Annotated in this window: 24 protein-coding genes, 2 tRNA genes and 1 pseudogene; 25 read left to right on the forward strand and 2 right to left on the reverse strand. The window is 38.5% G+C overall.

The annotated features are described in order from the left end of the window. Positions 1 to 116: 116 nt before the first annotated feature. From rnmV to ACHUE4_RS15485, 25 genes and pseudogenes are all read left to right on the forward strand, one after another. Entirely contained in the window at positions 117 to 683 is a 567-nt protein-coding gene (rnmV, locus tag ACHUE4_RS15370) for a ribonuclease M5 (RefSeq protein WP_394191622.1), read from the forward strand. Next, positions 676 to 1,557, forward strand: coding sequence for a 16S rRNA (adenine(1518)-N(6)/adenine(1519)-N(6))-dimethyltransferase RsmA (rsmA, locus tag ACHUE4_RS15375; RefSeq protein WP_394191624.1), 882 nt, complete (start codon positions 676 to 678; stop codon positions 1,555 to 1,557). The genes rnmV and rsmA overlap by 8 nt, the downstream gene beginning before the upstream one ends. Before the next feature lie 160 nt (positions 1,558 to 1,717). After that, complete coding sequence (gene veg / locus ACHUE4_RS15380) at positions 1,718 to 1,981, forward strand: biofilm formation stimulator Veg (RefSeq protein ID WP_394191626.1); 264 nt, start codon at positions 1,718 to 1,720, stop codon at positions 1,979 to 1,981. A gap of 109 nt (positions 1,982 to 2,090) precedes the next feature. Continuing rightward, a complete protein-coding gene (locus tag ACHUE4_RS15385) occupies positions 2,091 to 2,279 on the forward strand; it encodes a small, acid-soluble spore protein, alpha/beta type (RefSeq protein WP_394191628.1) in 189 nt (62 codons plus the stop codon). A 287-nt stretch (positions 2,280 to 2,566) separates the two neighbouring features. Then, positions 2,567 to 3,433, forward strand: a complete 867-nt coding sequence (gene ispE, locus ACHUE4_RS15390; protein ID WP_394191630.1) for a 4-(cytidine 5'-diphospho)-2-C-methyl-D-erythritol kinase — start codon at positions 2,567 to 2,569, stop codon at positions 3,431 to 3,433. 56 nt (positions 3,434 to 3,489) lie between these two features. Continuing rightward, positions 3,490 to 4,320 (forward strand): pur operon repressor, encoded by an 831-nt coding sequence (gene purR / locus ACHUE4_RS15395; RefSeq protein ID WP_394191632.1) that lies wholly within the window; start codon positions 3,490 to 3,492, stop codon positions 4,318 to 4,320. After that, positions 4,320 to 4,694: a RidA family protein gene (locus tag ACHUE4_RS15400; protein WP_394191634.1), complete on the forward strand. Its 375-nt coding sequence runs from the start codon at positions 4,320 to 4,322 to the stop codon at positions 4,692 to 4,694. Before purR ends, ACHUE4_RS15400 begins: the two co-directional genes overlap by 1 nt. Before the next feature lie 454 nt (positions 4,695 to 5,148). Further along, positions 5,149 to 5,343, forward strand: a pseudogene (locus ACHUE4_RS16625) (IS110 family RNA-guided transposase); the annotation flags it as partial. 346 nt (positions 5,344 to 5,689) lie between these two features. Next, the gene (spoVG, locus tag ACHUE4_RS15405) at positions 5,690 to 5,986 is read left to right on the forward strand and encodes a septation regulator SpoVG (protein ID WP_394191636.1); all 297 of its coding nucleotides are present in this window, start codon (positions 5,690 to 5,692) and stop codon (positions 5,984 to 5,986) included. A gap of 160 nt (positions 5,987 to 6,146) precedes the next feature. Further along, on the forward strand, positions 6,147 to 9,164 hold the full coding sequence (locus tag ACHUE4_RS15410; protein WP_394191638.1) for an efflux RND transporter permease subunit: 3,018 nt from the start codon (positions 6,147 to 6,149) through the stop codon (positions 9,162 to 9,164). A 168-nt stretch (positions 9,165 to 9,332) separates the two neighbouring features. Beyond that, positions 9,333 to 10,703: a bifunctional UDP-N-acetylglucosamine diphosphorylase/glucosamine-1-phosphate N-acetyltransferase GlmU gene (gene glmU / locus ACHUE4_RS15415; protein ID WP_394191640.1), complete on the forward strand. Its 1,371-nt coding sequence runs from the start codon at positions 9,333 to 9,335 to the stop codon at positions 10,701 to 10,703. Between the two features lie 17 nt (positions 10,704 to 10,720). Continuing rightward, the gene (locus tag ACHUE4_RS15420; protein WP_394191642.1) at positions 10,721 to 11,680 is read left to right on the forward strand and encodes a ribose-phosphate diphosphokinase; all 960 of its coding nucleotides are present in this window, start codon (positions 10,721 to 10,723) and stop codon (positions 11,678 to 11,680) included. A gap of 74 nt (positions 11,681 to 11,754) precedes the next feature. Continuing rightward, entirely contained in the window at positions 11,755 to 12,396 is a 642-nt protein-coding gene (locus ACHUE4_RS15425) for a 50S ribosomal protein L25/general stress protein Ctc (protein WP_394191644.1), read from the forward strand. 290 nt (positions 12,397 to 12,686) lie between these two features. Further along, positions 12,687 to 13,250 (forward strand): aminoacyl-tRNA hydrolase, encoded by a 564-nt coding sequence (gene pth, locus ACHUE4_RS15430; RefSeq protein WP_394191646.1) that lies wholly within the window; start codon positions 12,687 to 12,689, stop codon positions 13,248 to 13,250. A 55-nt stretch (positions 13,251 to 13,305) separates the two neighbouring features. Further along, positions 13,306 to 13,533, forward strand: coding sequence for an anti-sigma-F factor Fin (locus ACHUE4_RS15435; RefSeq protein WP_394191648.1), 228 nt, complete (start codon positions 13,306 to 13,308; stop codon positions 13,531 to 13,533). A gap of 66 nt (positions 13,534 to 13,599) precedes the next feature. Continuing rightward, the gene (gene mfd, locus ACHUE4_RS15440) at positions 13,600 to 17,142 is read left to right on the forward strand and encodes a transcription-repair coupling factor (protein ID WP_394191650.1); all 3,543 of its coding nucleotides are present in this window, start codon (positions 13,600 to 13,602) and stop codon (positions 17,140 to 17,142) included. An 89-nt stretch (positions 17,143 to 17,231) separates the two neighbouring features. Next, positions 17,232 to 17,768 (forward strand): stage V sporulation protein T, encoded by a 537-nt coding sequence (spoVT, locus tag ACHUE4_RS15445; RefSeq protein ID WP_394191652.1) that lies wholly within the window; start codon positions 17,232 to 17,234, stop codon positions 17,766 to 17,768. A 142-nt stretch (positions 17,769 to 17,910) separates the two neighbouring features. Beyond that, the gene (locus ACHUE4_RS15450) at positions 17,911 to 19,533 is read left to right on the forward strand and encodes a putative polysaccharide biosynthesis protein (RefSeq protein ID WP_394191654.1); all 1,623 of its coding nucleotides are present in this window, start codon (positions 17,911 to 17,913) and stop codon (positions 19,531 to 19,533) included. After that, positions 19,533 to 21,002: a bifunctional methyltransferase/pyrophosphohydrolase YabN gene (gene yabN, locus ACHUE4_RS15455; RefSeq protein ID WP_394191656.1), complete on the forward strand. Its 1,470-nt coding sequence runs from the start codon at positions 19,533 to 19,535 to the stop codon at positions 21,000 to 21,002. The genes ACHUE4_RS15450 and yabN overlap by 1 nt, the downstream gene beginning before the upstream one ends. Continuing rightward, positions 20,999 to 21,289 (forward strand): RNA-binding S4 domain-containing protein, encoded by a 291-nt coding sequence (locus tag ACHUE4_RS15460; RefSeq protein WP_394191658.1) that lies wholly within the window; start codon positions 20,999 to 21,001, stop codon positions 21,287 to 21,289. Before yabN ends, ACHUE4_RS15460 begins: the two co-directional genes overlap by 4 nt. Positions 21,290 to 21,371: 82 nt before the next feature. Then, positions 21,372 to 21,671: a sporulation protein YabP gene (gene yabP / locus ACHUE4_RS15465; protein WP_394191660.1), complete on the forward strand. Its 300-nt coding sequence runs from the start codon at positions 21,372 to 21,374 to the stop codon at positions 21,669 to 21,671. Next, complete coding sequence (gene yabQ / locus ACHUE4_RS15470) at positions 21,668 to 22,126, forward strand: spore cortex biosynthesis protein YabQ (RefSeq protein ID WP_394191662.1); 459 nt, start codon at positions 21,668 to 21,670, stop codon at positions 22,124 to 22,126. The genes yabP and yabQ overlap by 4 nt, the downstream gene beginning before the upstream one ends. Before the next feature lie 63 nt (positions 22,127 to 22,189). Continuing rightward, a complete protein-coding gene (locus tag ACHUE4_RS15475) occupies positions 22,190 to 22,612 on the forward strand; it encodes an FtsB family cell division protein (protein WP_394191664.1) in 423 nt (140 codons plus the stop codon). A 129-nt stretch (positions 22,613 to 22,741) separates the two neighbouring features. Then, positions 22,742 to 23,164 carry a S1 domain-containing RNA-binding protein gene (locus ACHUE4_RS15480; protein ID WP_394191666.1) on the forward strand — a complete coding sequence of 141 codons (423 nt, stop codon included), beginning with the start codon at positions 22,742 to 22,744 and terminating at the stop codon, positions 23,162 to 23,164. A 794-nt stretch (positions 23,165 to 23,958) separates the two neighbouring features. Beyond that, a complete protein-coding gene (locus tag ACHUE4_RS15485) occupies positions 23,959 to 24,426 on the forward strand; it encodes a DinB family protein (protein WP_394191668.1) in 468 nt (155 codons plus the stop codon). Positions 24,427 to 24,469: 43 nt separating this feature from the next. Here ACHUE4_RS15485 and ACHUE4_RS15490 read toward each other — a convergent pair. Then, a tRNA-Glu gene (locus ACHUE4_RS15490) sits at positions 24,470 to 24,541 on the reverse strand. A gap of 184 nt (positions 24,542 to 24,725) precedes the next feature. Further along, positions 24,726 to 24,799 (reverse strand) — tRNA-Met (locus tag ACHUE4_RS15495). Positions 24,800 to 24,903: the final 104 nt, after the last annotated feature.

Below are 24,903 nucleotides of genomic sequence, written 5' to 3' on the forward strand. Positions count from 1 at the left end.
AGGCTTTCCCTGCGTTTTGGGGAAAGCTTTTTTCGCTTTTAAAGTAGCATCTCTATACAGGTTCCTATTACCGAAGTAAAATGAGGTATAACGCTGTTCGGAAATGAGGGTTTATCTTGAATATCGAAGAATTCATAGTAGTTGAAGGAAAAGATGATACGACTGCCATCAAACGTGCAGTTCATGCAGATACAATCGAAACGAATGGATCGGCTATTTCTGCAGATACGTTGAAACGTATTAAACTTGCACAAGAAAAAAGAGGCGTAATCGTATTTACCGATCCTGACTACCCAGGTCGTCGAATTCGAGCGATTATTGAAGAGCAAGTTCCCGGCGTAAAGCACGCGTTTTTACCGAAAGAAAAAGCAATTGCTAAAAATGGTAAAAGTTTAGGAATTGAGCATGCTACAAATGAAGATATTCGTGCATCCCTACAAAATGTATATACCCCAAAAAGAGAAAATGTAAAATGGGACGATATTCCTTTATCTGAATTAATGAGAGCGCGTCTTATTGGACACCCAGAATCTAAAAAGCGTAGGGATCAACTAGGATCTCTACTACAAATTGGCTATACAAATGGCAAGCAACTTCAAAAACGTTTAACGATGTTTCAAATAGACCGTCAACAATTTCAATTAGCTATTGAGCAACTTGATCAGGAGGAACACCATGCATAAAGATATTGCTACACCCATCCGCACACAAGAGATATTAAAAAAATATGGATTTTCATTTAAAAAGAGCCTAGGACAAAACTTTTTAATAGATCCAAATGTTTTACGAAATATTGTAAGCCATGCAAACTTAACAAAAGAATCAGCTGCCATTGAAATTGGACCGGGTATAGGCGCTTTGACAGAACATTTAGCGCGAACAGCTGGTCATGTTGTGGCATTTGAAATTGACCAACGCTTATTACCGGTATTAGAAGATACTTTATCGCCTTACGACAATGTCTCTGTTATTCATTCAGATATTCTTAAGGCAAATGTATTAGACGTAATGAAAGAAAAAATTTCGGGTTATCAAGATGTCATGGTGGTGGCAAATTTACCATACTATGTAACGACGCCTATTTTGATCAAATTGTTAATGGAGAAACTCCCGATTCGTGGGATGGTTGTTATGATGCAAAAAGAAGTAGCAGATCGCATAACTGCTGTTCCAAGTACAAAAGCCTACGGTTCTTTATCGATTGCCATTCAATACTATATGAAGGCCGAAATTGCCATGACGGTTCCTAAAACGGTGTTTATTCCACAACCGAATGTGGATTCAGCCGTTATTCGTTTAACGCGTCATGAAAAAGCGATTGTTTCTGTTAAAGATGAAGATTTCTTATTCACAGTTTCTAGAGCTTCTTTTGCACAGCGTCGAAAAACGATTCTCAATAATCTGCAATCACAATTACCAAATGGAAAAGCTAAAAAGGATTTAATTTTACAAGCACTTGAAACTGCAGGTATCGATCCTACCCGAAGAGGAGAGACATTATCCATTAAAGAATTTGCAGGATTAGCAGATGAGTTGTTGCCGAACTTTAAGGATTAATTCATTGTGTTACAATAATGAAACATTTTCTTTTAAAAATAATATTATTTCTAAACAAAAGTTATTGACAAGAGGAATTGTACATTGTTAAAATGATTAATTTGGTTGACAATTTATTCTGTTTCTGGTATGATTAGATTTACAGTGAGGTGTAAGCGAAATGCCAAAAACTTTAGCGGACATTAAAAAGTCTTTAGATTGTCATTTAGGTAAACGTTTGCAATTAAAAGCAAACGGCGGTCGCAAGAAAACGATTGAGCGAGCAGGTATTTTACGTGAAACGTATCATGCAGTGTTTGTTATAGATCTAGATCAAGATGAAAATGCTTTTGAGCGTGTGTCTTACAGCTACACAGATATTTTAACTGAAGCAGTAGAAATTACAATTGTCGACGAAATGGAATCATTAGTTGTCGGCAAATAAGTTATAGCACTTATGAATATTCTTCAAACACTCATGGACAAAATGTCCATGAGTGTTTTTTTGTTTTTAGGTCATACTAGGTTTGTCAGTTCTGAAGGAGGAAAACCGATTGCCACGTAAAAATGGTGTGATGTCGGATCGACTGAAAGTGGAAATAGCGAAGGAACTCGGATTTTATGATGTCGTTGAGCGAGAAGGTTGGGGCGGAATTAAATCACGTGATGCTGGAAATATGGTAAAACGTGCAGTTGAGATGGCTGAAACTGGATTAATGAACGGAAAAAATCAGAGCAAATAAGTAGCGAAATCCAATATGAACTGACAAGGGGCGGAGAAATCCGCCTTTTTCTTTGAAATGAAACAATTTTGAATCGCAAATTCTTATACACATGATAGTTGGTACGTCTTAAAAAGTCTTTAATTTCCAACGACTAATTAAATAAACAATAAAATTGTTCAATTTAAACAAAAATACCTTTTATGTATAAGTTTCACATACGTAGGGTGTTTTTTTATAACATGCTAAATGTAGGACAAGCTGTGGTAAAATGGGGATACTTATTACTCTGAGAAGGAGACATTCCTATGCTATACGTAAAAGCACCTGCGAAAATCAACTTAACTTTGGATGTCCTCCATAAAAGACCGGACGGATTTCATGAGGTAGAAATGATTATGACAACTGTGGATTTGGCCGATCGCATCGGCTTAGAATCACGTGAAGATGGAATCATTAAAATCATTTCAGCTGATAGGTACGTACCAGATGACCAAAGAAATTTAGCTTATCAAGCTGCTAAGTTATTAAAAGATACTTATAATGTTCAAGCTGGCGTCTCTATTGTGTTAGAAAAGAGAATACCTGTAGCCGCTGGATTAGCGGGAGGAAGCAGTGATGCGGCAGCTACGCTTAAAGGTTTAAATCGTCTTTGGAATCTTCAACTAACGGCGGATCAATTAGCTGAACAAGGTGCGAAAATTGGTTCTGATGTTTCTTTTTGTGTATACGGAGGAACTGCTTTAGCCACGGGAAGAGGCGAGAAAATTCAAGAGCTTCCTTCTCCGCCTAATTGTTGGATTATTTTAGCTAAACCTTCAATTGGTGTATCCACAGCTGATGTTTACGGAGGCTTAAAAGTAAACGAAATTATTCATCCGAATACAACGGAAATGATACGAGCAATTAAAGAAAAGGATTATGAATTAATGTGTGCGACCATGGGGAATGCTTTGGAAAGCGTCACATTGAAGTTATACCCTGAAGTTTCTACTATTAAAGAACAAATGATGAAGTTTGGAGCAGATGCTGTTCTAATGAGTGGAAGTGGTCCTACTGTATTTGGCCTCGTTCAACACGAATCGCGTGTCAATCGAATTTACAATGGGTTACGAGGATTTTGCGATGAAGTATACGCAGTTAGGCTGATAGGTGAACGAGATACACTTGCCTAAAGCCGTATAATTGTGTTAACTTACGTATAAATCATTCGTGTTTAGGAGAGGGTTCCGTGAAGTGGAAACGTAGCGAGCGTCTTGTTGATATGACGCATTATTTATTAGATCACCCACAACAATTAATTCCATTAACCTTATTTGCAGATATGTACCAATCGGCTAAATCTTCTATTAGTGAAGACCTTACAATTGTTAAAGAAACATTTGAGGAAAAAGGCATAGGTCTGTTAATGACAGTTCCTGGAGCAGCAGGCGGCGTGAAATATATTCCGAAAATGAGGGATGATGCTATCCATAAAGTCATTGAAGACTTTATGCAAGAGTTAGGTCATTCTGATCGTCTATTACCTGGTGGCTATCTTTATATGACCGATTTGTTAGGGAATCCACAATTAATGAATCGAGTAGGTAAGGTATTTGCTTCGGCGTTTGCAAATACACCAATCGATGTCATTATGACAGTGGCGACTAAAGGGATACCTATAGCCCATGCAATTGCAAAGCATTTAAATGTCCCAGTGGTCGTGGTTCGTCGCGATAGTAAAGTAACTGAAGGTTCAACAGTAAGTATTAATTACGTTTCTGGATCTTCCCGTCGTATTCAGACGATGGTTTTATCAAAACGAAGCATGAAAAGTGGCCAAAGGGTTTTAATTACCGACGACTTTATGAAAGTTGGAGGAACCATGAATGGAATGAAAAACTTGCTGGAAGAATTCAATTGTCATTTAGCAGGGGTTGCCGTTTTAGTGGAAGCCATACATGCAGATGAAAATTTAGTGGATAACTATTTATCACTTGTAAAACTTCATGAGGTTAACGAAAAAGATCGTACAATTGCTTTAACTGAAGGTAATTACTTTTCGAAAGGTGGAAATGAATAATGAAACCAGTATCAACCACAAACGCACCGGCTGCAATTGGCCCATATGTACAAGGTATGATTGTTAATGGACTATTTTATAGTTCGGGACAAATCCCATTGAACCCTGAAGGTGTAATGGTAGAAGGTTCAATAGAGGAGCAAACACATCAAGTATTCGCAAACTTAAAGGCAGTGCTTGAAGAAGCTGGATCGTCATTATCACAAGTTGTGAAAACGACGGTTTTCATCAAAGATATGAACGATTTTGTTGTACTGAATGAAATCTATGCCAAACATTTTGGTGACCATAAACCAGCTCGTTCAACAGTTGAAGTTGCTCGATTACCAAAAGACGCTAAAGTCGAAATCGAAGTCATCGCAGTCGTTTCATAAGGTAGTCAACCATAGGGGAAATCCCCTATGGTTTTCTTTTTGTCTAATTTAGATAATGGTTACGAGATTATATTACCTTGTGAAAATTTTGCTTATCTATTTTTTTGCTTATACTAAATTGATTTCCGTTGCGGGGACGCTTTCCGGGGGCACGGCTCGAGCCTGTAGTCTCTCCCTCGTGCTGTTCCCCCAGGAGTCGCCCCTCCACTACAATCAATTCATAAAGTATCCATTTCTTAATAAAAATTTCTGCATCATTTCTACTTATATCCTAGTCTCTTTCTTTTTGTAATTTTTTTAGGAAAGACCTCAAAGATGCTGCTTATGTAAAGTAAATATCTAGGCAATTTACTTTTGTAATTAAAACTACTAATCAGGAGTATGTTCTGATCTATAAATACAACTCGCTCCATTTCAATCAGCAAAACCATATTTATCATACAGAGTTTGCAATGTTAAGAACATGATTTCCTGGCGGGCAAAGACCCAAAATACAATTGTGGATTATTACGATAAATTAAAAAAGCAACCCAATGGAAAGCTCCATAAGGTTGCGATGATTGCGTTTATGAATAAGTTCTTGAAAGTGGCATTTCACCTTATTCAAAACGGCCTTCTGTACCAGTACGAAACAGGCAAAGCATCGTAACTGAATTTATATAAAATTATAGCATATTAGCCCCTGCGAAAAAAATAGGAACCGGCAAGTTTGTTTGACATGCTTATTTATACAATTTGCATGGTGCCTGGAGTGTAGGCGCGTGACTCCTGCGGGAACAGCGCGAGTGAAGCGGCTGAAGCCGTGCCCGCGGAAAGCGAGTGCCGAAACGGAAAGCACTAGGCTTATATCAGTGTGCTACCTTTATTTTTTAATGAAAATGTAACCTTATTCACAATTTTTAAAAAATTCCGTGAAAAAAGAAGGAAAAATGTCACAAACGTAGAATATAGTTGTCAGAGTCTGTAAGGCATCTAAGAAGAAAGGTGGTGAGAGAATGGAAGTAACAGATGTAAGATTGAGACGTGTGCAAACCGATGGCCGTATGCGAGCCATTGCTTCCATTACACTAGACAGCGAATTTGTGGTACATGATATTCGTGTGATTGATGGAAATACAGGGTTATTTGTCGCGATGCCTAGTAAAAGAACACCAGATGGAGAGTTTCGAGATATTGCCCATCCTATCAATAGTGGTACTCGAACGAAGATCCAAGATTCAGTTTTAAAAGCATATTATGAATCTAGCGAAGAGGATATCATGCCATACGAAGAGGCAGGAGCAGGAGCTTAATGAAAGGCATAATCAGACGAATCATTCATACAATGATTTGTCTTTTTATTTTGCTGTGATTATAGGTCTATTGGAAAACACATTGTTAATGGCTTAAATCCACTCGTACGTTGTATAAATTTAGGTATAGATATATTTTAAGTGGAAGAGAGTGATTTGTATGAGTTTTTTAACAAGGTTCAGTTTGAAAAACGCGGTAGCGGTCTTTATTATTTCTTTTTTATTGATTGTATTAGGCTTGTATTCCTTTACTCGGTTGAAAATAGATTTATTGCCGAATATTGAATTCCCTCAACTTTCAGTGCAAGTTGTTTACCCTGGCGCATCTCCAGACGATGTGGACCGTCAAGTGACCACACCTATTGAAAATCAATTGAAAGGTATCGAAGGAGCTACTACAATTCAAAGTGTTTCTTACGAGACCATTGGCATTATTAACTTAGAATTTCCTTTTGGTACAGATTTAGATCGAGCGGAACAACAAGCGGAAACGGCCATACGTAGTTTGGAATTACCTGATGGCGTGGAGACAGAAATTAGCAGACTGTCCTTTGGTGCGTTCCCAATCTTTAATATCTCCTTATTTGGAGATGAACAATTAGAGGATTTGTTGAACAATGAAGTGATTCCAGAGTTAAATAAAATCCAGGGCATTAACTCCGTATCTATCGGGGGCTTAAATGAAGAGCGTTTACAGATTACGGTTAACCAACAAAAAGCAACTGAAGCGGGTTTAACGCTTAGTCAAATCAAAGAACAAATTGAGCAGCAAATTTTATCTTTCCCAGCTGGTACCATTAATGAAAATGATATTAATATTCCAGTTCGGGTTGAAGAAAAGCTCGACACAATTGAAAAATTAAAATCCCTTCAATTGTCTTCGTCATTTATGTCCCAAGAGAATAAAGTCGAATTGCAAGAAATAGCAACCATTGAGGAAGTTTCCACTCAATCTGAAATTACTCGGTACAATCAAGAAGAGTCTTTATCCATGGCTGTAACAAAAAAACAAGATGCTAATACAGTAGAGGTTGCTAAGCGAGTTATAGAAGTACTAGATAAGTATGAAAATCGTTTAGAATATGCAGTTGGCTTCGATTCAGCAGATGGAATTGAGAAGTCAGTTGAAACACTTGTTAAAGAAGGTTTACTAGGTGCGCTCTTTGCATCGATTGCGGTATTGGTTTTTTTACGTAATTTCAGAGCGACGATTATTGCAATCATCTCCATCCCCTTATCATTACTGATTGCAGCGATTTTCTTAGCCCAACTTGATATTAGTTTGAATATCATGACATTAGGTGGGATGGCAGTTGCCGTAGGGCGTGTTGTAGATGATAGTATTGTTGTTATTGAAAATATTTTCCGACGTTTGAGAAAATCGGATGAACCGATGTCGAATGAACTAGTGGCTTCATCCACGAAAGAAATTTTACGGGCTATTACAGCGTCGACATTGACGACAATTGTGGTGTTTTTACCCATCGGTTTTGTGAGTGGAATTACAGGTGAATTTTTCTTACCATTTGCTTTAACGGTTATTTTTTCACTTGCCGCTTCTTTATTAGTTTCCATCACCATTGTGCCGATACTTGCGAGATTTGCATTTAAAAAAGTCTCTCATGAGGAAAAAGAAGGAGCTATGCAACGCTTTTATGAGCGTGTTATTTTATGGTCGTTAAATCGGAAAGCGATTATCTTGGTGTTATCCGTCTTGTTACTTGCCGGTTCTTTTGCATTAGTACCGAGACTAGGTTTTACATTTATTCCGAATGAAGAACAAAAACTTGTTCAGGCAAGTGTGGAATTGCCATCATCAACTTCGTTAGAACGAACAAATGAGGTTTCGTTAGAAGTAGAAAAATTATTTGCGGATTTGTCTGACGTAAAAGATGTAACGACCGCAGTAGGATCTCGGGACTTTGCGACGGGTATCAAATTGGAAAACAGAGCAGGATACATTTTAACGTTAAATGAAGGTGCGAATGTAGTTGACTTTGTTGAGTTGGTACAAGATGAAATGGAAAACATCGTTGAAGAAATTTCACCTGAATCGACCATTTCAGTTTCAGAATTATCTACAGGTGGACCTCCAACAAATAACAACGTTTCTGTCGATTTATTCTCTAATGATTTAGAAGCACTTGCTGAAGCTGCAGCAGATGTGGAAGCTTATATGAATTCGGTCGATTCTTTGAAATACGTGACAAATAATTTTTCCGAGAAACAAAAACAACTCGTTGTCCAAATTGACTCTGAAAAAGCTGATGAATATGGTGTTTCTGGATTCCAAATACTTGGAACAATCGCAGACCAAACAAAACCTGTTACTGTTGGTACACTAACATTAAATGATTTAGACCGTACCGTTCAGTTATCATACGATGAATCCTTAACAAGTATTGAAGAACTAAATACATTAACGGTATTCAGCGCAGCTGGACCAGTTGAGCTTCAAGATTTGGCTGTAATTGAAGAAATTGAATCAGTAACGGCGATTCAAAAATTAGATGGGAAAGTCTTTGCTCGCGTCGAAGCACAAATCGATGCGGAAAATATTCAAAAAGTATCTTCCGAAGTAGAATCGGGAGTATTAGAAAATGTTGATTTCCCTGACAGTGTTAGTTTAGAAAGTGGAGGTGGTGGTGACGAAACCGTTGAGATCTTCCAGCAACTTGGTCTTGCCATTGCTAGTGCAATTGGTCTTGTGTATTTAACGATGTTAATTACCTTTGGGCAAGCAAGAATCCCATTTGTCATTTTGTCTTCACTCATTTTTGTCCCTATTGGTGCATTAATTGGTCTCGTTATTGCTGGGGAACCTTTATCTGTAAGTGTTATGATCGGTTTCTTAATGTTAATCGGAATTGTGACAACCAACGCGATTGTATTGGTTGATCGAATTAATCAAAACCGAACAGACAAAGGAATGAGTATCCGTGATTCACTAGTGGAGGCAGGGAAAACAAGATTACGTCCAATTTTAATGACGGCTTTTGCTACAGTAGCAGCTTTAATCCCGTTAGCACTTACGACTTCTTCAGGTACATTGATTTCCAAAGGTTTAGCCATTACGGTAATTGGGGGATTAACATCTTCTACTGTATTAACATTAGTGATTATTCCAGTGATGTACGAAATTTTTTATTCGAGACAAGTCAAACGTGAAAAAATATAGCATTATTTTAAAGGATTTCCACCTTTTGGGTGAGAAATCCTTTTTTTGAACAAAAATCATTAATAATAATGGTTTTGTCATCATTTTGTCAAGCTTCATTTCCTTGAAAGTCGCGGGTTTTTCGGCTATAGTCAATAGAGGAAATGAGCAAATTGGAGGACTTAAAATATGGCGAATACATATGCAGTTGTTTTGGCTGCTGGTCAAGGAACAAGAATGAAGTCCAAATTATATAAAGTTTTGCATCCTGTATGTGGGAAACCAATGGTAGAGCACGTGGTGGATCATATTCAAGAGCTAGGTGCAGAACGTATTGTGACCATCGTTGGTCATGGTGCTGAAATGGTACAAGAACAACTTGGAAATCGTAGCGAATATGCTCTTCAAGAAGAACAACTTGGAACAGCACATGCGGTTTTACAAGCCGATTCTGTATTAGGTAATCTTGAAGGAACAACTCTGGTCATTTGTGGAGATACGCCATTAATTCGCCCAGAAACGATTCAAGCTTTATTACAACACCATCAAGAAACAAGTGCAAAAGCGACAATATTAACGGGAATTCCTGAAGACCCTACTGGTTATGGACGTATTATCCGTAATGCGGAAGGTCATGTAGAACGCATTGTCGAGCAAAAAGACGCTTCTTCAGAAGAGCAACTCGTGAAGGAAATTAATTCTGGCACATACTGTTTTGATAATAAAGCCTTGTTCGATGCATTAAAATTAGTGAAAAATGAGAATGTACAAGGTGAGTATTACTTACCTGATGTAATAGAAATCCTAAAGCAACAAGGTGATATCGTTTCTGCTTATGCAACTTCTGACTTCGAAGAAACACTTGGTGTCAATGATCGAGTGGCACTTTCGCAAGCAGAGAGCATCATGAGAGCTCGTATTGTTGAAAAACATATGCGTAACGGCGTGACGATTATTAATCCAACGAATACGTATATTAGTGCAGACGCGATAATTGGGTCAGATACTGTTCTTCAACCAGGCGTAATGATTGAAGGTTCGTCTGAAATTGCGGGAGAATGTATCATTGGACCGAATAGTCACATTGTAGATAGTAAAATAGGCGATCGCACGACCATCCATTCTTCGGTTGTAACGAAAAGTGTGATTGGTTCGGATACAGCGGTTGGACCATTTGCACATATACGTCCAGATTCAGAAGTGGGCAATGAAGCGAAAATTGGTAACTTTGTTGAAATCAAAAAAACGAAGCTTGGAAACCAATCGAAAGTATCACATCTTAGCTATATTGGCGATGCTGAAGTTGGAGAGCGCGTAAATATCGGTTGTGGAACAATCACAGTAAACTATGATGGCAAAAATAAATTCCTAACGACAATTGAAGACGATTCATTTGTAGGATGTAATTCAAACCTTGTTGCACCTGTAACAATTGGTGAAGGTGCTTATGTAGCAGCGGGGTCAACAATTACTAAAAATGTTCCAGCTCAAGCTTTGTCAATTGGCCGTGCACGCCAAGAAAACAAAGAAGGTTATGTGAAAAAATTAAAATTAAAATAACAGGGGGATCATCCATCATGGCTTATCAATATGCTGATACGAAGTTGAAAATCTTTTCACTGAACTCAAACGAACCACTTGCAAGAGAAATTGCAGAAGAAGTAGGTCTTCCTTTAGGTAAGATTTCCGTTACACGCTTTAGTGACGGGGAAATTCAAATTAACATTGAAGAAAGTATTCGTGGTTGTGATGTTTTCATCATTCAATCTACATCTGCACCTGTTAATGAAAACTTAATGGAATTGCTAATTATGGTTGATGCAGTGAAACGTGCTTCGGCTCGAACTGTGAATGTAGTTCTCCCTTATTACGGTTATGCACGTCAAGACAGAAAAGCACGCGCTCGTGAGCCAATCACAGCGAAATTAGTAGCTAACTTACTGGAAACAGCAGGCGCAACTCGTGCAATCGTTTTAGATTTACACGCACCACAAATTCAAGGATTCTTCGATATCTTAATCGATCACTTAATGGGTGTACCAATCCTGTCTGACTATTTCTTAGAAAAAAATATTGATCCTTCAGAAATCGTGATTGTATCCCCAGATCACGGTGGAGTAACAAGAGCACGTAAAATGGCGGATCGTTTAAAAGCGCCAATTGCGATAATTGATAAGCGTCGTCCGCGACCAAATGTTGCGGAGGTTATGAATATTGTGGGTAACGTCGATGGCAAAATCGCGATATTAATTGACGATATTATCGATACAGCTGGAACAATCACAATTGCTGCGAATGCATTGGTTGAATCAGGTGCAAAAGAAGTGTATGCATGTTGTACACACCCTGTCTTATCAGGTCCAGCTATTGAGCGCATCGATAACTCAGTAATTAAAGAATTAGTCATTACGAATTCAATTGAATTACCGGATGAAAAGTATTCAGCGAAGATTAAACAATTATCTGTTGGTCGCTTATTAGCTGATGCAATTGTTCGTGTGTATGAACAAAAATCAGTTAGTACTTTGTTTGATTGATGTAGTGTAGGTTTCATTTCTCCTAATTTGGGTAAACATAGTAACAGAATGACTCATATAGGAGAGTGGAGAATTTGACTACAGTTAAAACACAGACACGTGAAACAGGTAAACAATCGAATTTAACAGAATTACGACATGAAGGATTTGTTCCGGCAGTCGTTTATGGATACAAAACAGATTCAACAACGATCGCAGTAAGTGAAATTGACTTATTAAAAACATTACGTGAAGTAGGACGTAATGGCGTTATGAAATTAGACGTTGATGGAAAATCAGTTAATGTAGTATTAAGTGATTATCAAATGGACGTTTTAAAAGGGAAGTTTGTCCATGCAGACTTTTTAGCCATTAATATGTCTGATGAGTTAGATGTTAACGTTGCAGTTCATCTTACGGGTGATTCAGCAGGAGTTCGCGAAGGTGGCGTATTAAACCAACCGAATCGTGAGCTTACAGTAAAAGTTAAACCATCTGAAATTCCAGATTCAATTGATATTGATGTAAGTGAGTTAGCGATTGGTGAAACATTAACAGTCGGTGATGTTCGTGAAAAAATCAATTTCAATGTAATGAATGAAGATGATTTCACTTTAGCATCGGTTGGAGCACCTCGTTCTGATGAAGAGTTGGAAACAACAGCAGACGAGCCAGCAGTTGATGAATCAGCTGAAGTTGAAGAAGTTGAAGGCGAAACTACTGAAACGAAGGAATAATATGATAAAAGGGGTTGTCTGCGGACAACCCCTTTTCTTACATTACAACGTTTTTTTGAATATCAACATAAGGCGGCGACTCCCGAGGGGATAAGCAAAATCTTTAGAGTCTGGCCTGAGCTTACTAAAGACAGCGGCTGTTGTAATGAAAATTAGCCACTTCTTAAAAAAGTTTACTTCAATCGAAAGAAAAATGACTTCAGCTTGCACCAGATGCAGGCTGAGGTTTTGTTTGTGATAAAATAGAAGATAGTATTTTGCGTTAATCACGAAGTAAAGGGTGTACCACAATGAAAATGATTATTGGACTCGGAAACCCGGGTAAACCATATGAACATACTCGACATAATATAGGTTTTGACGTGATAGATGAATTGTCAAAACGTTTTAATTCGCCTCTTATGCAGATGAAATTTAAAGGTATGTACACAATTGTCCATCATCCTGAAGGAAAATTCATCTTAGTAAAACCTCTTACCTATATGAACCTTTCTGGAGAGTGTGTCGTTCCGTTAATGGATTATTACGATATTGCTGAGAAAGACATCGTGGTCATCTATGATGATTTAGATTTAACGGTTGGCAGACTGAGACTTCGTCAAAAAGGAAGTGCAGGCGGCCACAATGGTATCAAATCCATGATTCAGCACTTAGGTACTCAAGAGTTTAATCGAATTCGTGTTGGAATTGATCGGCCACCAGCTGGCATGAAAGTTCCGGATTATGTTCTTCAAAAATTCTCGAATGATGAAAAACCTTTAGTGGCAGATGCGATTAAAAAAAGTTCAGATGCTTGTGAAGAGTGGTTGAAATCACCTTTTCTCGAAGTGATGAATCGATTTAATGGAGTTTAACGCATAAATTATCGTCCGCCGGTCTATACTTTGAAAAAGGAGGCCGGTGAGCACTATGGCAATTCGCGTAAAGTGTCGCCACTGCGACACACTAATGGGATATTTACCCTCTGAATCGGCTGAACGCAATAGTCGAGTTAAGGAACTAAAAGAAGAATTTGCAGAAGAATTTATTATGCAAGATGAGCAAGGGAAAGTAACAATTAAAAGTACGTGTGAGCATTGTGAGCAATCTCTCAAACTTTTCCCTAACTATTATGCCATTAATAAATGGATTCAATGACTATAGAAATTGCTTTGGCACAGATTCGTGCTCAAAGCCTTTTTCTGTTTAAGTAGGAGGAACAATATGAAACCCTTCCAGCAAGTATTTTTGCAGGATCAACATATATCGTCTTTTATTACAGCTGTTCAAAAAGGGCAAGACCAACAATTAATTACGGGTCTATCTGGAGGAGCACGTCCCGCTTTCATTCATTCCCTTTCAACAGAGACTGAAAAACCGATTCTTGTCGTTTCTCCTAATCTGTTACAAGCACAAAAGCTATTTGAAGATATGGTGAAACTATTAGGGGAAGATGAAGTTCGGCTATATCCAGCAGACGAACTGATTGCGGCGGATATCTCTGTCTCAAGTCCTGAGCTTCGAGCACAAAGAATCGAAACACTCGATTTCATGCTGTCTCAAAAGAGCGGGATTGTCATTACGCCAATAGCTGGACTAAGAAGACATATGCCTAATCTCGAGCAGTGGAAAGCGAGTCGTTTAGAAACTAAAGTTGGTGAAGAAGTTGTGATTGGCGAGTGGATGGACCAGCTAGTTGCGATGGGGTATTCGAGACAACCAATGGTCACGACTCCCGGAGAATTTGCTTTACGTGGCGGTATTTTAGATATTTATCCTATTTATATGGAAAACCCAGTTCGTCTTGAATTCTTCGATACAGAAGTAGATTCGATTCGAACATTTTCCGCTGAAGATCAACGTTCACTTGAAAAAAGAAAGGACGTTTGTATTTTACCGGCAACCGAATTTGTTTGGACGAAACAACAGTTGCTGCAGTTAGCAGAGAAATTAGAAGTTTCATTGGCTAAGAGTTTAAAAAAAGTCAAGAAACCTGAAACAAAAGAACTTCTGCTTCAACAAATTGGGCACGATATTGATTTATTAAAACAAGGCGATGTTCCTGAACAAATGACGAAGTATATCTCCGTCCTTGAAGATACACCAACATTTTTAGGCGATTATTTCGCTGAAAATGGGTTGGTTTTATTTGATGAGCTTGGAAGAATCCAAGAGGTGACAGAATCTCTTGAAAGTGAAGAAAAAGATTGGTATATTTCAATGCTCGAAGAAGGCAAGACGGTCCATGATGTAAAACTTTCTTTTAGTATGAAAGAAATTTTAGGCATGCTCAATCAAAAGAAGCTCTACTTCTCTTTATTTGCGAGAACGTTTTCTGGCATTTCATTCAAAAAAGTAGTTTCTTTCTCTTGTAAACCGATGCAACATTTTCATGGGCAAATGAATGTGCTGAAAAACGAAATGGAACGCTGGGTAGCTGGTAAGTTTTATGTATTCATCCTTGCTGAAGGAAAAGAGCGACAACAGAAAGTCCAAGATGTATTGGACGATTATGAGATAGCTGCACGCGTCATCAGCCAGTCGACTAGTCCGAGTCAACCGGGTACTTATATCATTGATGGTGAATTATCAAACGGATTTGAATTACCCTTACAGCGACTAGCGGTATTAACGGATGAAGAGTTGTTTAAACAGCGACCGAAGAAAAAATCACGTCCTCAAAAAATGACGAATGCTGAACGTATTAAAAGCTACTCGGAAATTAAACCTGGTGATCATGTTGTACATATTCATCACGGAATTGGAAAGTATATTGGGATAGAGACATTAGAAATTAATGGGATTCATAAAGACTATCTCCATATTCGATATAGAGCAGAAGATAAATTGTTTGTGCCCATTGATCAAATTGATCAAATCCAAAAATATGTAGCATCTGAGGAAAAAGAACCGAAGCTACATAAGTTGGGTGGAGCCGAATGGAAAAAAACTAAAATCAAGGTTTCAGCAGCTGTTCAGGATATTGCGGATGATTTAATCAAGTTATATGCGAAGCGAGAGTCTGAGAAAGGGCATGCGTTTGAAGAAGATAACGATATGCAACAAGCATTTGAATCTGCGTTTCCTTATGAGGAAACGGATGATCAATTGCGTTCAATTGAAGAAGTGAAAAAAGATATGGAACGTGAACGTCCTATGGATCGCCTTGTTTGTGGAGATGTAGGGTATGGGAAAACGGAAGTAGCAATTAGAGCTGCGTTTAAAGCTGTTCAAGACAGTAAGCAAGTCGCGTTCCTGGTTCCTACTACGATTCTTGCGCAACAGCATTACGAAACCATGAAAGAGCGGTTTGCTGACTTCCCTGTGGAAGTGAGCTTACTAAGTCGTTTCCGATCTAAAAAACAACAGACTGAAACGATGAAAGGTTTAAAAGCTGGCACAATTGATGTAGTCATTGGTACGCACCGGATTTTATCGAAAGATATTGTGTATCATGACCTTGGGTTACTTGTGGTGGATGAAGAACAACGTTTTGGTGTGACACACAAAGAAAAAATCAAACAAATGAAAACAAATGTAGATGTTTTAACGCTAACTGCGACGCCAATACCGAGAACGCTTCATATGTCGATGATTGGCGTGCGAGACTTGTCTGTTATTGAAACGCCGCCTGCAAACCGATTCCCAGTGCAAACGTATGTAATGGAGCACAATGGCGCTTTGGTAAGAGAAGCGATTGAGCGAGAAATGGCTCGTGGAGGCCAAGTGTTCTATTTATATAATCGTGTGGATGACATGGCAAAAAAAGTAGATGAAATTCAAATGCTTGTTCCAGAAGCAAGGGTTGGGTTTGCACATGGTCAAATGACGGAAAGAGAACTGGAGTCTGTCATTTTAAGCTTTTTAGATGGAGAATACGATGTATTAGTGACGACAACGATTATTGAGACTGGGATTGATATCCCAAATGTAAATACATTAATTGTTCATAATGCCGATCGAATGGGTTTATCCCAACTGTATCAATTACGTGGTCGTGTCGGACGTTCAAACCGCGTGGCGTACGCTTATTTCATGTACCAACGTGACAAAGTGCTAACAGATGTTGCAGAGAAAAGATTACAAGCCATTAAAGAATTTACAGAGCTTGGTTCTGGATTTAAAATTGCAATGCGTGATTTATCCATTCGTGGAGCAGGGAATTTACTAGGTTCACAACAACATGGCTTTATTGATTCTGTAGGGTTTGACTTGTATTCTCAAATGCTTCAAGAAGCAATTGATGAAAAACAAACCGGTGTTAAAAAAGAAGAAAAAATTGATTTGGAAATCCTTTTACCTTATGATGCCTACCTACCGGATTCGTATATTCCAGATGGATTCCAAAAGATACAAATGTATAAACGTGTTAAAGCAGTTGAAAGTGAAAAAGATTATGAAGATTTATTGGATGAATTAATGGATCGATTCGGCAATATGCCACTAGAAGCTGAACGTCTAATGCGTATTGCTCGAATGAAAGTGTGGGCTAAGGTTGCTGGAGTAGAATCCATTAAAGAGAAAAATGGGCAACTGGTTGTCAAAATTTCTTCAAATGGAACAGCCTCAACGAATGGCGCGGCACTTGTGGAAGCTTCTATGGCGTATGGCCGAACAGTTGGGTTCCAAATGGATCAGAACCAACAATTAGTCATGACAATTAATGAAAAGAACTCAGGGAAGCATCATCCATTTGACGTTTTAGAAGCGATGATGAAGGTTTTACCTGAGGTACGAAAAGAAAGTAAGCCCATTGTTGGCGTGTAATCCCGCCGTTGCATAATTTGTCCAAACTTGACTCATACTATGATGGAAATCAAGTCAAATTGAATTCTGTCGAAAGTGAGGCAACATGGATGAAAGCTACAGGTATCGTCAGACGGATTGATGATCTCGGTCGTGTCGTCATTCCGAAAGAAATTAGAAGAACCCTACGTATACGTGAAGGAGATCCTCTTGAAATTTTTACTGATCGAGACGGAGAGGTCATTTTAAAAAAATATTCACCCATCAGTGAGCTTGGAGATTTTGCTCAAGAATATGCGGAAACATTATTCGCAACTCTTGGAACACCGGCATTTATTAGTGACAGAGATGAAATGATTGCGGTGGCAGGCGTCCCTAAAAAGGATTATATGAATCGCCGTATTTCACCGCATACGGAAGAAATTTTAGCCATGCGATCCATTGTGTCTGAAAAAATGGAGAAATCTGTTGAATGGGTCCCAGGACAAATCGAGCAAGTGAAATCGTATTGTATTGCCCCAATTATTTCAAGTGGTGATCCAATAGGAGCGGTCTTCTTATTATCAAAAGTGCATTTTATCGGGGATACCGAAATAAAAGCAGTCGAAACAGCTGCCCATTTCTTAGCTAAACAAATGGAACACTGACAATCAAAAAGGTCTTATTTCCGGATGGATTTCGGGAATAAGACCTTTTTTGATTGCCAACTATGCAGAGAATCCCGTCCGTTAAATAACAAGTTGTTCGTGCTATAATGTGGATATTGCTTAAATGGAACGAGGAACATGTATGAACAACCAATGGACGATGAAAAAATTTATGAGAGGCGCTGTTTTATTAACCATTGCCGCCCTTTTAGTGAAAGCATTGAGCGCCATTTACCGTGTTCCTTTTCAAAACATTGTCGGGGATCAGGGTTTTTATATTTACCAGCAAGTGTACCCATTCATTGGCGTATTGACGGTGTGGACATCCTATGGCTTTGCTGTAGCGATTTCAAAATTATTAGCGGACAACCAAACTTCAGAGGATGTTGGTCAGCGCAAAACAATCATCAGCGTAGCATTTATATATGTAAGTATTATTTCTATCTGTAGTTTCTTAGTACTCTTTTTAGGAGCGGGTACATTAGCGTCTTGGATGGGAGACCGAAATCTCGCACAGTTGCTCAAAACAGGTTCAATTGTTGTATTACTTATGCCGTTTCTAGCGTTATTAAAAGGTTCGTTTCAATCAAAAGGACAAATGGAACCGATCGCCTATGGTCAAGTAGTAGAACAAACAATCAGGGTTATTGTCATTTTAGTAGGAACCTATTTGGTTATGAAAAATGGTGCATCCCTTTATACCGCAGGAAGTACGGCATTATTTGGTGCGTTTGTTGGAGAAATAGCCGGCATCGTCTTGCTTGTTATTTATTTAAAATCAAAGAAACCAACTTCTTATTTCAAAGGGCGAATGATCGTTACGCCAATAAAACCTATAATAAAAGATTTAACAGTTATTAGTTTAAGTGTCAGCATGAGTTCGCTTATATTGTTGTTCTTTCAATTGGTCGATTCCTTTACGGTTTTTCGATTACTAACGGACAATGGATTGTCGAGAATACTAGCTATGGAAACGAAAGGGATATACGACCGAGGCTTACCATTAGTGCAAATGGGTATTCTAATCGCATCAACTCTGTCTCTATCAATCGTACCGCTAATCGCTCATACAACTCATAAAAAAAGCGGTCGAAATGCAACCCCTTATGCTCAACTGACCTTTAAAATTGCCTTTTTGTTTGGTGTTGCGGCATCCTTAGGACTCATTTTGGTATTGCCAGCAGTAAATGAAATGTTATTTGAAACGCGTGACTTATCTCCGACGTTAATGGTTTTTTGTGCTCAAATTTTCTGGTTGTCTTTGCTTCTAACGATGACTTCAATTTTACAAGGTCTTGGAAAAGTCATCATGCCGGCTATTATTTTGGCAATAGGATTATGCTTGAAAATCATCTCTAACTTTATCTTACTGCCGACGTATGGCATTATGGGTGCAGCGATAGCGGGCAATATTGGGTTTGGCTTTATAACCCTTGGTCTTTATATGTACTTAAGAAGTATATGGACCATCCGATATGCGTCACTTCGATTTTATGGACATGTCCTTATTGGTTCACTATTAATGATTGTCAGTGTAACCGGTTGGACGTTACTTGCAGATGGATGGCTTTTTGATGGCTTTTCAAACCGTCTTGCCGCTATGTTTACAGCAATTAGTAGTGTGCTGATTGGAGCGGGAATATTTTTAATTTACATTGCAAAAAGTCGTATTATTGCAGAGAAAGAATGGTTTTTATTGCCCATGGGGCGCAGAATGGCGATGATGCAATTACGCTTTAATACGAATAGAAAGGGGTCTTTATAATGAAACAGATCACGGTCATTGGCTTAGGGGCTGGCGAGTTAGATCAGCTACCACTTGGGTTGTATCGTATGTTAAAAAATGCAACGAGACTTTTTGTTCGCACGGCTGAACATCCGGTGTTAAAAGAATTACAAGATGAAGGATTAACATTTGAAAGCTTTGACTCTGTCTATGAATCACATGAAGAATTTGAAATGGTTTATAAAGAAATAGTGGAGACCCTTATATTACGTGCAGAAGAAGCACCTCTTTTTTATGCGGTTCCAGGACACCCTTTGGTCGCTGAACAAACGGTTCAATGGTTAATCGAAGCTGAAAAAGATGGACGAATTGAACTTCAAATCGTTGGTGGTCAAAGCTTTTTAGATCCAATCTTTAATGCATTACGCATTGACCCAATTGAAGGTTTCCAACTACTAGATGGCACGATGTTTAAACGGGACGATGTGCAAATGAAGCAACATGTGCTAATCGCACAAGTTTACGATACATACAGTGCTTCAGAAGTGAAGTTGACACTAATGGAGAAGTATCGCGATGATTACCCAGTGACGATTGTAACTGCAGCAGGAACTAGTGAAGAAAAACTTCGTACTGTTCCGTTATTTGAGCTAGACAGAGCGGCAGAATTAAATAATTTAACTACTGTGTACGTTCCACCTGTATTGGAAATGGAAGATCGCTTAAAAGAATGGTCTACATTTAGAGAAATCATTGCAAAATTGCGTGCTCCCGATGGATGTCCGTGGGATCGTGAGCAAACCCATGAAAGTTTAAAGAAATATTTAATAGAAGAAGTGCATGAATTTTTACAAGCTGTTCATGAACAAGATGATGATGGCATGATTGAAGAACTAGGTGATGTCTTACTTCAAGTGTTTTTACATGCTCAAATAGGAGAAGATGAAGGGTATTTCAGTTTAGAGGATGTACTCGATTATATTTCTTCGAAAATGATTCATCGTCACCCTCACGTATTTGGGGAACTAGAGGTAGAGGATTCAGAAGAAGTGTTACGTAATTGGCAACAATTAAAAACACAGGAAAAAGGGCATGCATCTAAAAAGGTGTTAGAAGGTCAGCGCCGTGCGGAATCTTCACTCCTGACTTCGTATAATTTCCAAAAAGCAGCCGCTAAGGTAGGATTTGATTGGCCAAATGTCGAAGGTGCATTAGAGAAGTTCGAAGAAGAGTGGAATGAATTGAAAGCCGAGCTAGAAAACGGGGATCAGGCATCTCGTTTAGATGAACTTGGCGATGTTTTATTCACAATCATAAATGTAGCTCGATTTTATGGACTTTCTCCAGAAGAAGCAATGATTCATGCGAACCGTAAGTTTGAAACACGTTTTCTTGAGGTAGAAGAAAGTGTAATCAATGGAAAAGGTGAATTCAATGCTTATTCTCTAGAGGAATTAGAAGAGTTTTGGCAAGTAGCGAAACAAAAACAAAGGGGAGAAAATGAATGAGATTAGATAAATTTTTGAAAGTTTCACGATTAATTAAACGCAGAACGTTAGCAAAAGAAGTAGCCGATCAAGGACGCATTACCATCAATGAAAAAGTGAGTAAAGCAAGTTCAGTAGTTAAAGTAGGAGACGTACTTGGGATCCGTTTTGGTCAAAAAGTAGTCACTGCACGTATTGAGATGTTAAAAGAAGCTGTGAAAAAAGATGAGGCAACCATGATGTATACCATCTTAAAAGAAGAAAGACTTGAAAAAGTAGAACCAGAATTTATTGATGACGAAGATTAAAAGAAAGCATGACCAAACTTGGTCATGCTTTTTGTTTTCTCTGCATAGAATGAAAGGAATGGACAAGTAAAGGAGGAATTTTATGCAATATCAAGGAGAACACGCACCTATCGCAATTCCGTCTGGAGATCATGTAGTCAGTTTACGCAATCGAAAACGTATGGACTTAACGTCTGTTAAATCGATTGAACGATTCGACCAAGAGGAATTTGCGGTTCGAACATCACAAGGTCATTTAAGCATTAAAGGCGACGAGCTACGAATTGTTCACTTAGACGTGGACAAAGGATTATTAACGCTCGAAGGTCATGTGAAAACATTCCAATACGATGAAGAAGAAAATGAGCAAAGCAAAAACTTCCTTCATAAGTTGTTTGGATGACACTTTCTTATCAATTTTTAAGCCTGTTGGCCATGGTCGCAAGTGGCGTGGCTACAGGCTTTTTAGTTGAAAGTTTTCGAGATTTGGCCTTTGCCTTTAGACCTAACTTTTGGATTCGGAAATACCGTTTTTTCTTTGAAATTATGTTATGGGCAATACTTGGGTGTGCAAGTTATGTTCTATTATTTTATTTGCGTGATGGTGCTTGGCGAATTTACGATCCCATGGCTCAGATTGTTGGAATTGGGTGTTATGAATTGTGGTTTCGCAAACCGTTAATGTTCATAAGAAGACTATTTTTGCATCTAATTGTTCGTCCGATTTGGTGGGTTATTCATTTGTTTATTACCATCATTAGGTCAGTGGTTCGCGTATTTTTGAAAATAATCCTTATAATTATTAATCCAATAATTAAATTGTTTAAAAAAATGTATCCTATTACCCTACAAAAATAGTGTACAATCATGTATACTAGCAACTACTAATCATATGACAAATTTTGGCGGGGAGTGAACGAAATGGCAAGTCGGAAACAGCATAAAGAAGAGTATCGCAACGTGGCTTCCATTAATAAAGACTATGTTCGTTCAGTAGAACGCCAAGAAAAACGTCAAAAAGCTCATAAAGTACGTCTTTTCCGTAGACTTGGCTTTTTTGCTTTACTGGTAGTAGTCGTAATGAGTTGGTTAACCATGACGATGTTTTCACAAAAAAACGCGTTAGCTGCAAAAGAACAACAAAAATTAGAAGCGAAGCAAGAGCTCGTTGACATATTAGAAGAGCAAGAAATGTTGAAATCACAAATTGTGAAGTTGAATGATGATGAATACATTGCAAAGCTCGCTCGGAAAGAATATTTCTTATCAGATGAGGGAGAAATTATATTCTCTATTCCTGAAAAAGAGGATGCAGATAAGAAAAACAAGGATTCTAAAGAGTAGTCTTTATTGACACTCTTTTTTTGTTGGCTATAATTAAGTATGGATACTTGTATTTTACAAGGTCCACTATTAAGATGACTAGGCTTCTAAAAGGAGCCCGTTTAATATTTAAGGAGGAGCATTTTTTTTATGTCAATTGAAGTAGGCAGCAAAGTAGAAGGTAAAATTACAGGAATCACAAACTTCGGCGCATTCGTCGAACTACCAGGTGGCTCAACAGGTCTTGTACACATTAGTGAGGTTGCGGACAACTATGTAAAAGACATCAATGAGCATTTGAAAGTCGGAGATATGGTTGAAGTAAAAGTGATGAATGTCGAAGCTGATGGCAAAATTGGTTTATCAATTCGTAAAGCCAAGCCACAAGCTGAGCGACCAGAACGTCCTCAACGTCCACGCCAAAATAGTCGTCCGAATGATCGCGATCGTCCGTTCAAAGAGAATTTTGAGCAAAAAATGGCACGTTTCATGAAAGATAGTGAAGAGCGTTTATCCACTTTAAAACGTGCAACTGAATCGAAGCGTGGCGGACGCGGCGCTAAACGAGGATAACTTGCTGGCTGTTTTGATCGTAGAAAAAGTGTTTATTGGAACACCCTTGCATTTGCAGGGGTGTTTTTTGTTGCATTTATAAAAAAGTTTAATGTTTTGGATATCAGTGTAAGAAAAGACGTAGCTTGCATCATTTTTGTCCAACTTCAGACTGTAGACAACTAAAAAATGTTGATTTCCATTGCGACGGACGCTTTCCGGGGGCATTGCTTTAGCCGCTTCCCTCGCGAGCTCAGTCCAGGGTCTAAAGCTCAATGCTATTCCCCTCGGAGTCGCCGTCTCTATTCCAATCAACAGCAATTCCTGTAAAAATAATAAATTAATATTCATATAGGAGAATCAAGTATTGTTTAACATGCCAAAGCTATCAACTTATTACACTAAAGAAATAAGTAATGGCGAAACGTAAACTAAATATTTACTTAAACAATCATTTATAGCCAATTAAATTAACATATCAAATCGATTTGTAAGCATTTTTGTGCAATCCCCTATAGTTAGAAACTGGTCGACTATTTCTGAAGACTCCTGCGGAAAAACGAAAGACGCTAGACCCCACAGGCAACGAATTGTGCACAATTCGTTTGCGACGAGTAACCGCAGGAGCATAGGTCTTTAACAGCCGAGGAGGCTCGCGTTTCGTCCGCGGAAAGCGAAAGAAATAGCCGACCACTTTCTATTCGATTAAATGTATGATTTAAAATCAAGCGTAAAATTATACATAAACAACTATTGAAAATTAAAGGATTTCGAAGGAATGTTATCGAAAAAGACTCATAAGGAGTGATAAAGAAATGAAAGCGCAAATACTAGATTCACACGCAAAATATCAAGAATGGTTGGATTCGTTACATGAGTTAACTACTGAACAAGCCATGAGTCCATATATGCCTGGAAAGTGGTCACCTAATGAAATCGTCATGCACTTAGCGGAATGGGATCGTTTTACACAAGAAGAGCGACTACCTAATATGAAAGAAGGTGCAAAACTTGAAAAATTCCCAGCCTTCGAAGAGTTTAATGCAAATGCTGCAGCACGTGCTCAGAAACAAACATTTGAAGAAACCATCTCTTATGCGAAACAACAACGTAAGCAAATTACGCAAAAGCTTGAAGCGATAAACGAGCAGGAATGGACAAAAGAATTTTTCATTGGAGAACATGCTTTGTCGATTCAAAGCTACTTTGCAGATTTTGCGGAACACGATGAACATCACAAGCGACAAATTGAAGGTGTCAGAGGAGTTAAATCAAACGAATAGAAAAAAGGCACAAGAGAAATTTTTCTCTTGTGCCTTTTATGTATGACCCCTACGGGATTCGAACCCGTGTTACCGCCGTGAAAGGGCGGTGTCTTAACCGCTTGACCAAGGGGCCTCGTTATTGTCTAGTTACAAGCGCCAGCCCGCACCTAAGCTTAGGCCCACAGGATGTGGGTCATGAAGACGTTCCGACATGACGTCGGGAATTTAGCCTTCCAACCTTAGCGGAAACAGGTTTCCGATTCGTCTCTTCCAGCGCCGGTGTCGGGCTAGAGTGGCACTTTTCACTTTTCTTAGTATGGCGGCCGAGGGGATCGAACCCCCGACCTCACGGGTATGAACCGTACGCTCTAGCCAGCTGAGCTAGGCCGCCTTTTTGAAGAACATTTTAAATAATACAATCCAATAGATGAAGTGTCAAGATGTGTTTTGAAAACTATTCACAAATCTTCTGTTTTTTCGTCGAAAAGTTTTTTT

Origin of the sequence: Paenisporosarcina quisquiliarum (genome assembly GCF_043641925.1) — a bacterium.
Lineage (GTDB): Bacteria > Bacillota > Bacilli > Bacillales_A > Planococcaceae > Paenisporosarcina > Paenisporosarcina quisquiliarum_A.

What these genes read in the sequence shown, in the direction of transcription:
- rsmA (WP_394191624.1), top strand. Translation starts at nt 676, where the DNA reads ATGCATAAAGATATTGCTACACCCATCCGCACACAAGAGATATTAAAA.
- veg (WP_394191626.1), top strand. Translation starts at nt 1,718, where the DNA reads ATGCCAAAAACTTTAGCGGACATTAAAAAGTCTTTAGATTGTCATTTA.
- ispE (WP_394191630.1), top strand. Translation starts at nt 2,567, where the DNA reads ATGCTATACGTAAAAGCACCTGCGAAAATCAACTTAACTTTGGATGTC.
- ACHUE4_RS15400 (WP_394191634.1), top strand. Translation starts at nt 4,320, where the DNA reads ATGAAACCAGTATCAACCACAAACGCACCGGCTGCAATTGGCCCATAT.
- spoVG (WP_394191636.1), top strand. Translation starts at nt 5,690, where the DNA reads ATGGAAGTAACAGATGTAAGATTGAGACGTGTGCAAACCGATGGCCGT.
- ACHUE4_RS15410 (WP_394191638.1), top strand. Translation starts at nt 6,147, where the DNA reads ATGAGTTTTTTAACAAGGTTCAGTTTGAAAAACGCGGTAGCGGTCTTT.
- glmU (WP_394191640.1), top strand. Translation starts at nt 9,333, where the DNA reads ATGGCGAATACATATGCAGTTGTTTTGGCTGCTGGTCAAGGAACAAGA.
- ACHUE4_RS15420 (WP_394191642.1), top strand. Translation starts at nt 10,721, where the DNA reads ATGGCTTATCAATATGCTGATACGAAGTTGAAAATCTTTTCACTGAAC.
- pth (WP_394191646.1), top strand. Translation starts at nt 12,687, where the DNA reads ATGAAAATGATTATTGGACTCGGAAACCCGGGTAAACCATATGAACAT.
- ACHUE4_RS15435 (WP_394191648.1), top strand. Translation starts at nt 13,306, where the DNA reads ATGGCAATTCGCGTAAAGTGTCGCCACTGCGACACACTAATGGGATAT.
- mfd (WP_394191650.1), top strand. Translation starts at nt 13,600, where the DNA reads ATGAAACCCTTCCAGCAAGTATTTTTGCAGGATCAACATATATCGTCT.
- spoVT (WP_394191652.1), top strand. Translation starts at nt 17,232, where the DNA reads ATGAAAGCTACAGGTATCGTCAGACGGATTGATGATCTCGGTCGTGTC.
- ACHUE4_RS15450 (WP_394191654.1), top strand. Translation starts at nt 17,911, where the DNA reads ATGAACAACCAATGGACGATGAAAAAATTTATGAGAGGCGCTGTTTTA.
- yabN (WP_394191656.1), top strand. Translation starts at nt 19,533, where the DNA reads ATGAAACAGATCACGGTCATTGGCTTAGGGGCTGGCGAGTTAGATCAG.
- ACHUE4_RS15460 (WP_394191658.1), top strand. Translation starts at nt 20,999, where the DNA reads ATGAGATTAGATAAATTTTTGAAAGTTTCACGATTAATTAAACGCAGA.
- yabP (WP_394191660.1), top strand. Translation starts at nt 21,372, where the DNA reads ATGCAATATCAAGGAGAACACGCACCTATCGCAATTCCGTCTGGAGAT.
- yabQ (WP_394191662.1), top strand. Translation starts at nt 21,668, where the DNA reads ATGACACTTTCTTATCAATTTTTAAGCCTGTTGGCCATGGTCGCAAGT.
- ACHUE4_RS15475 (WP_394191664.1), top strand. Translation starts at nt 22,190, where the DNA reads ATGGCAAGTCGGAAACAGCATAAAGAAGAGTATCGCAACGTGGCTTCC.
- ACHUE4_RS15480 (WP_394191666.1), top strand. Translation starts at nt 22,742, where the DNA reads ATGTCAATTGAAGTAGGCAGCAAAGTAGAAGGTAAAATTACAGGAATC.
- ACHUE4_RS15485 (WP_394191668.1), top strand. Translation starts at nt 23,959, where the DNA reads ATGAAAGCGCAAATACTAGATTCACACGCAAAATATCAAGAATGGTTG.